The organism is Pseudomonas sp. JL23 (assembly GCF_056933585.1).
Genome location: NZ_CM167795.1, coordinates 5,068,352 through 5,078,735 on the forward strand (window position 1 = coordinate 5,068,352; position 10,384 = coordinate 5,078,735).

Here is a 10,384-nt window from a genome sequence, read left to right on the forward strand (position 1 = left end):
CGGCATGACAGGCGACATCTTTATCGACTGACCCGCCATAATCGCCAGCAAGCCGGCTCCCACCTAGCTAATTCAAAGCCATCAATGCCCACCACCCGCCGCAGGCCCCGCTTTCGCGGCAAACGGCGGCTTGGCCATCCAGACGATGGCGATCAAGGCCATGAACACCCAGCCCAGCATGTAGAAATAATCCACCGTGGACAGCATGTAAGCCTGGCTGCTGATGATCGATTCCAGACGCGCATAGGCCGACTGGCTGGCCCCGCCCATGGTCGTCAGGGCATCCCGGGTCGCCGGGTCGTAGGTGGTAATGCTTTCGCTCAGATAGGCGTGGTGCTGGATGGCCCGGCGACTCCAGATCCAGGTGGTCAGGGAAGCCGCAAAACTGCCACCCAGGTTACGCAGGAAAGTCGCCAGCCCGGAGCCGTCGGCGATCTGGCTGGGCGGCAGATCGGACAGCAGGATGGTCAGGGTCGGCATGAAGAACAGCGCCAGCCCCGCCCCCATAAATAGCTGCACCAGTGCCACATGCTCGAAATCCACATCGGTATTGAAACCCGCGCGCATGAAGCAACTCATGCCCAGACCGAGAAAGGCCAGCCCCGCCAACACCCTCAGGTCGAAGCGCGTGGCGTATTTGCCGACAAACGGCGACATCAACACCGGCAACACGCCAATCGGCGCCACCGCCAGCCCGGCATAGGTCGCCGTGTAGCCCATCTGGGTCTGCAACCACTGCGGCAGCAGCAGGTTGATGCCGAAGAACGCCGAATAACCGCCGACCAGGGTAATGGTGCCGAAACGGAAGTTACGGTAGGCAAACAGACGCAGATTGACGATGGGGTGTTTGTCGGTCATTTCCCAGATAACGAACACCGCCAGGAAGATCGCCGAGATCACCGAGCCGATAATGATGAAGTTGGACTCGAACCAGTCCAGGTCGTTGCCCTTGTCGAGCACGATCTGCAGGGCGCCGACCCCGAGGATCAGACTGATCAGGCCGATATAGTCCATCGGCTGGCGACTGGTGGTCACCGGCCGCGCGGCCATCTGCATGCGCACGACAAAAGCAGCGAACAGGCCGATCGGCACGTTGATAAAGAAAATCCACGGCCAGCTGTAACTGTCGGTGATCCAGCCGCCGAGAATCGGCCCGGCAATCGGCGCCACCACCGTGACCATCGCCAGCAGCGCCAGGGCCATCCCCCGCTTGGCCGGAGGGTAGACCGCAATCAACAGGGTCTGGGTCATGGGGTACAGCGGCCCGGCGACCACGCCTTGCAGCACGCGAAAGCCCACCAGCTCGGGCATCGAGGTGGAAATGCCGCAGAGGAAAGAAGCCATGACGAACAGAATGGTCGCCCAGAGGAATAGCTTGACCTCACCAAAGCGGCGACTGAGCCAGCCGGTCAAAGGCAAGGCAATCGCGTTGCTCACGGCAAACGAGGTGATCACCCAGGTACTCTGCTCCGAACTCACCCCAAGGTTGCCGGCGATGGTCGGCAGGGCAACGTTGGCGATAGTGGTGTCGAGTACCTGCATGAAGGTCGCCAGCGACAGGCCGATGGTGGTCAGCAGCAGACTGGGAGGCGTAAAAGAGGCAGGGGCGTTAGCGCTCATCGCGAATCCTTTGACACTTGAACGGCGCCCCGACCAGTCGGCCGGGGCTCACGGATTGGCGGCTCAGCGCTGCACGGTCTTGCTGTTGTCGGCGCTGTTTTCATGGATCAGGCGGGTAATGTCGGCTTCGGCCTGTTGCAGTTGCTGATCGTAGATGTCGGTGCTGAACGAGGCCTTTTGCGGCGGTTTCTGCGCCTGGATCGGCCCGCTTTGGTCGTGCAGATTGACGTCTACCACTGTCGACAGACCGATACGCAACGGGTAGCGCGCCAGTTGATCGGGATTCAGGTGAATCCGCACCGGCACGCGCTGGACGATCTTGATCCAGTTACCGGTGGCGTTCTGCGCCGGCAGTAAGGCGAACGCACTGCCGGTGCCAGCGCCGATGCTGTCGATGGAGCCGCTGAACTTCACGTCACTGCCATACACATCGGACTCGATATCCACTGGCTGGCCAATGCGCATTTTCTGCAGTTGGGTTTCCTTGAAGTTGGCGTCGATCCACAGCTGATCCAGAGGGATCACCGACATCAGCGTGGTACCCGGCTGAACCCGCTGACCCAGTTGCACAGTGCGCTTGGCGACATAACCGGTCACCGGGGCAATCAGCGTGCTGCGGGCATTGTTCAGGTAAGCCTGACGTACTTGCGCAGCGGCGGCCTTCACATCCGGATGGGACGAAACGATGGTGTCATCGACCAACGCCTGGCTACCGACCAGTTGCTGCTGGATATTATTCAGGGCGTTCTGCGCGCTGGTCAGGTCATCCTTGGCGTGGGACAGCTCTTCCTGGGAAATCGCTCCGCCCGCCGCCAGATTGCGCCGACGGTTGTAGTTGTCCTGATTCTTCTGCACTTCGGCACGCTGGGCGGCCAACTGCGCCTTCAGGCCGTCGACATTGCTGTACAGGCCGCGCACCTGGCGTACGGTCTTGGCCAGATTGGCCTCGGCGCTTTGCAGGCTGACCTTGGCATCGCTGGGGTCGAACTGGATGAGCATCTGGCCTTCACGCACCAGATCGCCGTCATCGGCACCGATACTGACCACGGTGCCGGTGACCAGCGGGGTAACGGCGACCACGTTGCCGTTCACATAAGCGTCATCAGTGCTTTCATTCCAGCGACCGTACAGGTCGTACCAGAACCACACGCCTACGCCACCCAGGATCACGACGACCAGCAGGATCAGCAGCATGAGCTTGCGTTTACCCGAGCTCTTGGCCTTTTCCTGAGGCGACTTTTCTTTCGAAGCATTTTCATCTTTCGATGCAGGCGCGTTGTTTTCGCTAGTGGCAGTAGCCATGGCAGTTACCTTAATGAGTCAGCGAAGCAGTTGAAGGGACGTTCGGGGCCTGGTCTTGCGCAGGGCCGTTGCCCTCGAAGCCGCCACCGAGTGCCTGCATCAACAGGATCGACAGATTGATACGCTCGGCGTTGAGATCCGCCAGTTGGCGCTGCGATTGCAGCAAAGTCTGTTCGATGGTCAGCACATCCAGGTAGTTGCCGATGCCAGAGCCGTAGCGCTGGCTCACGGTGTCGTAGGATTGCTTGATCACATCGGTGGCGTGCTGGGTCGCCTTGATCTGCCCTTCCAGGGCGCGCAATTGGTTGATGTCGTCACTGACATCACCCAAGGCCTGAATCAGGCTCTTGTTGTACTGCGCCACCGCCAGGTCGTAGTCGGCATCCCGAGCGTCGAGGTCGGCACGCAGGCGGCCGCCGTCGAACAGCGGCAGGGAAATGGTCGGCGCCACATTGAAGAAGCGGCTGGCCGAACCGAACAGCGCATCACCGAGCAACGACTCGGTGCCCGCAGCGGCGCTGAGGTTCAGGTTCGGATAGAACCGGGTCTTGCTCGCGGCAATGCTCTTGCTCGCTGCTTCCACACGCCAGCGCGCGGCAACCAGGTCCGGACGGCGCCCCAACAGCTCAGCGGGCAAGGTCGATGGCAGCGCAACCACGGCCGGTTGCAGGACATTCGGGCGGACCATCTGGTTGCTGCGGTCCGGGCCTTTGCCGAGCAGCACCGACAGCGCAATCTGGGCGCTGCGCAGGCCTTTCTCCGCGTCGATGAACTGTTCTTCCGAGGTCGCGGCCAGGCTTTCGGTCTGCTGATATTGATACTGGCTGTCGATCCCGGATTTCAGGCGCTGGTTACCGAGCTTGAGCATCTGCTGCGTACGGCTGCGATCCTCTTCGGCCAGATCCCGTACCGCATAGGCGTGAGCCAGGTTGCTGTAGGCGCGGGCAACGTCGGCAGCCAGCGTCAGCTGTGCCGCACGCTGATCGACCTCGGCGGCCCGGGCCTGACCCAATGCCGCTTCCCAGGCGTCGCGCTGACCACCCCAGAGATCGAAGTTGTAATTGAAGCTCGCCGACAGGCTGCGCACGGTGCTGAGGGTACCGCCCTGCCCGCTCGGGTCCTGATCTTTGGCCAGGCGCGAACGGCTGACGCTGCCGCTGGCATCCACGGTCGGCATACGATCGGCATCGGCGGCATAGGCTGCGGCCGTGGCCTGATGCGTACGAGCGCTGGCGACCTGCATGTCCGGGCTGTCGCGCAGGGCTTCGCCGATCAGGCCGTCGAGCTGGCTGTCGCCCAGACTTTTCCACCAGTCACTGGCAGGCCAGGCCGCAGGCGTAAGGGTGACGCCGGTCAGGGTCTGATTGGCCTGGAGTTGTTTGGCATCGACGCCCTTGCCACTGGTCAACAGCCCTTCGTAATTGGCACAACCGGCCAGGCTCAAGGCCAACGCGAGCAGACTGAAACTGGCACGCAAATTCCTGCCGTTCATTGGTCACCTTTTTTGGCTGCAAAGGACTCAAGACGAGCAATGGTGATTGGGTCTTCAACCGAACGCAGCACCTTGGTCAGGATCTGATCCAGTGCCTGCACTTCGGCGGCGTCAAGCACGCCGAGCAGGTCATTCATGGCGTCAGCACCGATTTTTGGCAGCAGGTCGGTCAGTTTGCGTCCGCCCTCGGTCAGCACCAGACGAACCTGGCGGCGATCTTCGACGGAGCGGTTACGAGCCAGCAGATCTTTCTGCTCAAGACGGTCGAGCATGCGGGTCATCGATCCGCTGTCCAGAGAGAGGCTGCGGCACAGCTCGGCCGGCGTATCGGCACCGAACTGGGAAATGATGATCAGCACCTTGAACTGCGAGGACGTGACGCCGTGGGGCTCCAGATACTTATCGAGCAGGCGGTCTTTCTGCACGTTGGTACGACCGATCAGCATGCCCATGAGGTTGGAGCGGAAATTATCAGGGGAAAAATGCACGTGAACCACCCATAAAGCTGCCTAGGCAGGGAATTAATGGTGATATTACTGCCTAGGCAGCTAATGTCAACGAAACAATTAGTAACCTTATTGCTGCTCCGACAGACGAGAGGGGGGATTGGCTCAGTTTTTTTGCACAAAATTTCTGCAAAAAAAAAGGCCAGCTCACTGGAGCCGGCCTTTGGGCATACGCGTATTGGGTGGGACCGGCTTTGGCCGGGAAGACGGGATGAAAGGCGCAAGAGATTGATCGACTTCACCCAGCCTTCCCGGCTAAAGCCGGTCCCACACTATGTCTGTGGCTGTTGCTCAAGCGCCCCAGGCAGGCACTCCACTGTGAAACCGAAACTCTTCGTCAGGGCTTTCGATCAGCTCACGCTCGGCCAGGCGAATTTCTTCGATCTTGGCGTCGACATCAGCCTTTTCACCGTAGGCATAGGCCAGCTTCAGGTAATCCTGAAAATGACGGGCCTCGGACTTGAGCAGACCGGCGTAGAACTTGCCCAGTTCTTCGTCCAGATGCGGTACCAGGGCGGCAAACCGCTCGCAGGAACGCGCCTCGACAATAGCGCCGACAATCAGCGCATCGGTCAGGCGGAAGGGGTTGTGATTGCGCACCAGCTTGCGCAAGGCCCCGGCGTAACGCGCCGAGCTGACATTGGCCATGGGAATTTCGCGCTTGCGAATGATGCTCAGCACTTGCTCGAAATGGCGCAGCTCTTCCCGGGCCAGACGCGACATCTTGCTCAGCAGGTCGAACTTGTCGTTGTACTGGAACATGAACTGAAACGCCGCCCCGGCCGCCTTCTTCTCGTTGTTGGCATGGTCGATCAACAGGATGTCAAGGTTTTGCAGTGCCGCCTGCACCCAGCTGTCGGGGGTACGGCAGAGCAGGAAGGCTTCGATTTCAGGGATCGGGAACATGGCTTCACAAGTAAGAGGATGGGCAAGGCGCAGCATTATACGAGGGCGGCGCCACAGGGCCAGTGTCTTTGCGCTTGTGGGCGCTGATCTGGATCAACGTCACAGATGGGCGGAGCCATCTATAGTGAAAGCACGCATCGCGATGTCAGACAGGAGAGCCCGTCATGCAATCCATCCACAGTCTGCTTGTAGTCCTTGAACCGACACTGGAGAAGGACGCCGACGAAAGCTTGGCACTGGATCGTGCCTGTCTCATTGCAGGGGTAACCAACGCCCATCTGCATCTGTTGATCTGCGATAAAAAGTACGATCACAGCGCCGCCCTGAAACGACTGCTGGCCGACCTGCAGGCCGATGACTTCAGCGTCTCGATTGAGCAGAACTGGCATCACTCGGTGCACGAGACCATTATTCGCTCGCAACAGGCCGAAGGCTGCGGCCTGGTGATCAAACAGCACTTCCCGGACAACCCGCTGAAAAAAGCCCTGCTGACACCCGAAGACTGGAAACTGCTGCGCCAGTGCCCCGCTCCGGTACTGATGGTCAAGAGTGACAGGCCCTGGCACGGAGGCGTAATCCTGGCTGCCGTCGACGTCGGCAACCGCGACGAACAGCACAAGCAACTGCACTTCGACATCGTTGATCACGGCTTTGATATCGCCAGCCTGGCCAAGGGCTCTCTGCATGTGATAGCCGCCCATCCGTCACCCATGCTGTCGGCCGCAGACCCGCTCTACCCGCCCACGCAAGATCTTGCCGCGACCTATCGCGAACAGTGCCAGGCGTTTCAGCAAGAGTTCGATATCGACGACCAACACCTGCATATCGCCGAGGGTGCCGCCGACGTGCTGATTCCCTACACCGCCCATAAGCTCGATGCCGTGGTCACCGTCATCGGCACCGTGGCCCGCAGCGGCATCGCGGGCGCACTGATCGGCAATACCGCCGAAGTGGTGCTCGATTCGCTGGAAGGGGATGTGCTGGTGCTCAAGACCGATGAGTTTATCGGGCATCTGGAGGCAGAGTTGGCGGCATCCTGAATGGCGAGACGGGTGAAAGCCGGTCCCACCAGGCGGATACAGCCCCCCCCCTATATGGCATCACGCAAAAACGCCGGGGCGATATAACGCTGATAATGGGCCTCCGACAGCAGGAAAAACTCGCGATCAATGGCATCGCGCAATTGCGGCAGCTCCCAGTCGCGAAATTCCGGCATCAGCACCAGACCATAGGCTTCCAACTGGCTGATCATCCGAGCACCGCGGGCGATCAACTGGTAGGCCCAGCAATATTCGGACTGATGGGGCACGAAGCGAATCTGCCGCTGTTCCAGCTGCTGGCGCAGTTTTTGTGCATCGAACACTTCAACCTTGGCGGTCATGACCTGCACCAGCAACTGCTCCAGACGCAGCCACACCGCCCTTTTTTCGTCCTCGTTATAGCCGTTCCAGTGGATCACTTCGTGATGGAAACGCTTGCAGCCACGACACACCAGATCCCCGTAAACAGTGGAGCAAAGGCCGACGCAGGGGGTTTTGATGGTTTGATTGGGCATGCTGGACCAGGGTGGGGCAGGAGAAACAGATCCCCATCTTAGCCCTTTGTCTAAAGACGATCACCCCCGAAGATTCTTTAGCCAACTTACCTTTGGCAAAGATATGCCGTAGAATCACCGGGCCTTTTAAGGCGCAAATGTCCGTTGGAAGCTGTTTTCAAAGCGTCACGAGCACAGTCAAGTTAACCCGGCAGTTCCGGTTTGACGCAGGTTCGCCTGCGTCCCCTCCCCAAAACCGTGATGCAGGCGTAAAACTTTGAAAACAGCTTCTGTTGGAGATTGCCGCACCCTGGTAACCAGGCTCAAAAAGCCTTTAATACAGAGGGTATGGGCAATTTCTGGATGAGCGTCCCGGACACCCATTTGGGACCACTGATGAGGGTAATAACTGTGCTTGAAGCCTACCGTAAACACATCGAAGAGCGTGCCGCCCAGGGTATCGTGCCCCAGCCGCTTAACGCCGAACAAACAGCTGGCCTTATTGAGCTGCTGAAAAATCCTCCGGCTGGTGAAGAAGCTTTCCTTGTCGACCTGATCACCAACCGCGTACCGCCTGGAGTGGACGAAGCAGCCTATGTAAAGGCCGGCTTCCTCTCCGCACTCGCCAAAGGCGAAGCAACCTCTCCGTTGATCGATAAAAAGCGCGCCACTGAACTGTTGGGCACCATGCAAGGTGGCTACAACATCGTGACGCTGGTCGGTCTGCTGGACGACGCCGACCTGGCGCCAGTAGCCGCCGAACAACTCAAGCACACGCTGCTGATGTTCGATGCGTTCCACGACGTGGCTGAAAAAGCCAAGAACGGCAACGCTCACGCCCAAGGCGTCCTGCAATCCTGGGCCGACGGCGAGTGGTTCCAGAAGCGCCCTACCCTGGCCGACAAGATCAGCCTGCGCGTCTTCAAGGTCACCGGCGAAACCAACACCGACGACCTGTCCCCGGCACCGGATGCCTGGTCCCGTCCTGACATCCCGCTGCACGCCCTGGCCATGTTGAAAATGGCCCGTGACGGCATCGTTCCGGACGTCCAGGGCTCCATCGGCCCGATGAAACAAATCGAGCAGATGCGCAACGACGGCTTCCCGATCGCCTACGTCGGTGACGTAGTCGGTACCGGTTCGTCGCGTAAATCGGCAACCAACTCGGTGCTGTGGTTCTTCGGCGACGACGTTCCTTACGTACCGAACAAGCGCGCCGGTGGCTTCTGCTTCGGCAGCAAGATCGCTCCAATCTTCTACAACACCATGGAAGATGCTGGCGCTCTGCCAATCGAATTCGACGTTACCAAGCTGAACATGGGCGACGTGATCGACGTTTACCCGTACGAAGGCAAAGTCACCAAGCACGACAGCGACGAAGTCTTGGCTACCTTCGAAATGAAGACCCCGGTCCTGCTCGACGAAGTTCGCGCCGGTGGCCGTATTCCGCTGATCATCGGCCGCGGCCTGACCAGCAAGGCTCGCGCCGAGCTGGGTCTGCCACCTTCGACCCTGTTCAAGCTGCCTGACGTACCGGCTGCCAGCACCAAGGGTTTCACCCTGGCGCAGAAAATGGTCGGCAAGGCATGCGGCGTAGAAGGCATCCGTCCGGGTACCTACTGCGAACCGAAGATGACCACTGTCGGCTCCCAGGACACCACAGGTCCAATGACCCGTGATGAACTGAAAGACCTGGCGTGCCTGGGCTTCTCCACCGATCTGGTCATGCAGTCCTTCTGCCATACCGCGGCTTATCCAAAGCCGATCGACGTCAAGACCCACCACACCCTGCCTGACTTCATCATGACCCGCGGCGGCGTTTCCCTGCGTCCGGGCGACGGCATCATCCACAGCTGGCTGAACCGTATGCTGCTGCCGGACACCGTCGGTACCGGTGGTGATTCCCACACCCGTTTCCCGATCGGTATCTCCTTCCCGGCCGGTTCCGGTCTGGTTGCCTTCGCTGCGGCCACCGGCGTCATGCCGCTGGACATGCCGGAGTCGATCCTGGTTCGCTTCAAAGGCAAGCTGCAACCGGGCATCACCCTGCGTGACCTGGTTCATGCCATTCCTTACTACGCGATCCAGAAAGGCCTGTTGACCGTAGAGAAGAAAGGCAAGAAGAACGCATTCTCCGGTCGCATCCTGGAGATCGAAGGCCTGGAAAACCTCAGCATCGAACAGGCTTTCGAGCTGTCCGACGCCTCGGCCGAACGTTCGGCTGCCGGTTGCACCATCAAGCTGGCCAAAGAGCCGATCATCGAATACCTGAACTCCAACATCACCCTGCTGCGCTGGATGATCGAACAGGGTTACGGTGATCCACGCACTCTGGAGCGCCGCGCTCAGGCGATGGAAGCCTGGGTTGCCAACCCTGAGCTGCTGGAAGCCGACAAGGACGCCGAATACGCTGAAATCATCGAAATCGACCTGGCCGACGTCAAAGAGCCTGTGCTCTGCGCGCCGAACGACCCGGACGATGCCCGCCTGCTGTCTTCGGTACAAGGCGAGAAGATCGACGAAGTGTTCATCGGTTCCTGCATGACCAACATCGGCCACTTCCGCGCTGCGGGCAAGTTGCTGGATCAGGTCAAAGGCCAGCTGCCAACTCGTCTGTGGCTGTCGCCGCCGACCAAGATGGACGCTCATCAACTGACCGAAGAAGGCTACTACGGCATCTACGGCAAGGCTGGCGCGCGCATGGAAATGCCGGGCTGCTCGCTGTGCATGGGTAACCAGGCTCGCGTTGAACCTAACGCTACCGTGGTCTCGACCTCGACTCGTAACTTCCCCAACCGTCTGGGCGATGGCGCGAACGTCTACCTGGCCTCGGCCGAGCTGGCGTCCGTTGCTTCGATCCTCGGTCGCCTGCCGACCGTCGAGGAGTACATGGGCTACGCGAACCAGATCGACACCATGGCAGCGGACGTGTACCGCTACCTGAGCTTCGATCAGATCGCCGAGTTCCGTGAAGCTGCTGCGAACGCCAATATCCCGGTCGTTCAAGCTTAATCACGAAATCCA

8 protein-coding genes are annotated in these 10,384 nt (G+C 59.8%); 2 read left to right on the forward strand and 6 right to left on the reverse strand.

Going from position 1 to position 10,384, the window contains the following annotated elements:
* Nucleotides 1-81: 81 nt before the first annotated feature.
* The 5 genes from AC1Z24_RS23390 to AC1Z24_RS23410 form a co-directional block, all read right to left on the reverse strand.
* Nucleotides 82-1,620 (reverse strand): DHA2 family efflux MFS transporter permease subunit, encoded by a 1,539-nt coding sequence (locus AC1Z24_RS23390; protein ID WP_259102487.1) that lies wholly within the window; start codon nt 1,618-1,620, stop codon nt 82-84.
* Nucleotides 1,621-1,683: 63 nt separating this feature from the next.
* Entirely contained in the window at nt 1,684-2,922 is a 1,239-nt protein-coding gene (locus AC1Z24_RS23395; protein ID WP_483742904.1) for an EmrA/EmrK family multidrug efflux transporter periplasmic adaptor subunit, read from the reverse strand.
* 10 nt (nt 2,923-2,932) lie between these two features.
* Nucleotides 2,933-4,414, reverse strand: coding sequence for an efflux transporter outer membrane subunit (locus AC1Z24_RS23400; protein WP_483742905.1), 1,482 nt, complete (start codon nt 4,412-4,414; stop codon nt 2,933-2,935).
* Nucleotides 4,411-4,866: a MarR family winged helix-turn-helix transcriptional regulator gene (locus AC1Z24_RS23405; protein WP_483746696.1), complete on the reverse strand. Its 456-nt coding sequence runs from the start codon at nt 4,864-4,866 to the stop codon at nt 4,411-4,413. Before AC1Z24_RS23405 ends, AC1Z24_RS23400 begins: the two co-directional genes overlap by 4 nt.
* A gap of 345 nt (nt 4,867-5,211) precedes the next feature.
* Complete coding sequence (locus tag AC1Z24_RS23410; protein WP_483742906.1) at nt 5,212-5,826, reverse strand: MiaE family protein; 615 nt, start codon at nt 5,824-5,826, stop codon at nt 5,212-5,214.
* Nucleotides 5,827-5,990: 164 nt separating this feature from the next.
* On the opposite strand from AC1Z24_RS23410, the gene AC1Z24_RS23415 reads away from it, so the two are divergent.
* Nucleotides 5,991-6,866 (forward strand): universal stress protein, encoded by an 876-nt coding sequence (locus AC1Z24_RS23415; RefSeq protein WP_483742907.1) that lies wholly within the window; start codon nt 5,991-5,993, stop codon nt 6,864-6,866.
* Between the two features lie 50 nt (nt 6,867-6,916).
* Here AC1Z24_RS23415 and AC1Z24_RS23420 read toward each other — a convergent pair whose 3' ends face one another.
* Nucleotides 6,917-7,381: a DUF1289 domain-containing protein gene (locus AC1Z24_RS23420; RefSeq protein ID WP_483742908.1), complete on the reverse strand. Its 465-nt coding sequence runs from the start codon at nt 7,379-7,381 to the stop codon at nt 6,917-6,919.
* A 390-nt stretch (nt 7,382-7,771) separates the two neighbouring features.
* Here AC1Z24_RS23420 and acnB point away from each other — a divergent pair, with 390 nt between their 5' ends.
* Nucleotides 7,772-10,372 (forward strand): bifunctional aconitate hydratase 2/2-methylisocitrate dehydratase, encoded by a 2,601-nt coding sequence (gene acnB, locus AC1Z24_RS23425; protein WP_483746697.1) that lies wholly within the window; start codon nt 7,772-7,774, stop codon nt 10,370-10,372.
* The last annotated feature ends 12 nt before the right edge of the window (nt 10,373-10,384 follow it).

What these genes read in the sequence shown, in the direction of transcription:
- AC1Z24_RS23395 (WP_483742904.1), bottom strand. Translation starts at nt 2,922, where the DNA reads ATGGCTACTGCCACTAGCGAAAACAACGCGCCTGCATCGAAAGATGAA.
- AC1Z24_RS23405 (WP_483746696.1), bottom strand. Translation starts at nt 4,866, where the DNA reads ATGGGCATGCTGATCGGTCGTACCAACGTGCAGAAAGACCGCCTGCTC.
- AC1Z24_RS23420 (WP_483742908.1), bottom strand. Translation starts at nt 7,381, where the DNA reads ATGCCCAATCAAACCATCAAAACCCCCTGCGTCGGCCTTTGCTCCACT.
- AC1Z24_RS23390 (WP_259102487.1), bottom strand. Translation starts at nt 1,620, where the DNA reads ATGAGCGCTAACGCCCCTGCCTCTTTTACGCCTCCCAGTCTGCTGCTG.
- AC1Z24_RS23415 (WP_483742907.1), top strand. Translation starts at nt 5,991, where the DNA reads ATGCAATCCATCCACAGTCTGCTTGTAGTCCTTGAACCGACACTGGAG.
- AC1Z24_RS23400 (WP_483742905.1), bottom strand. Translation starts at nt 4,414, where the DNA reads ATGAACGGCAGGAATTTGCGTGCCAGTTTCAGTCTGCTCGCGTTGGCC.
- AC1Z24_RS23410 (WP_483742906.1), bottom strand. Translation starts at nt 5,826, where the DNA reads ATGTTCCCGATCCCTGAAATCGAAGCCTTCCTGCTCTGCCGTACCCCC.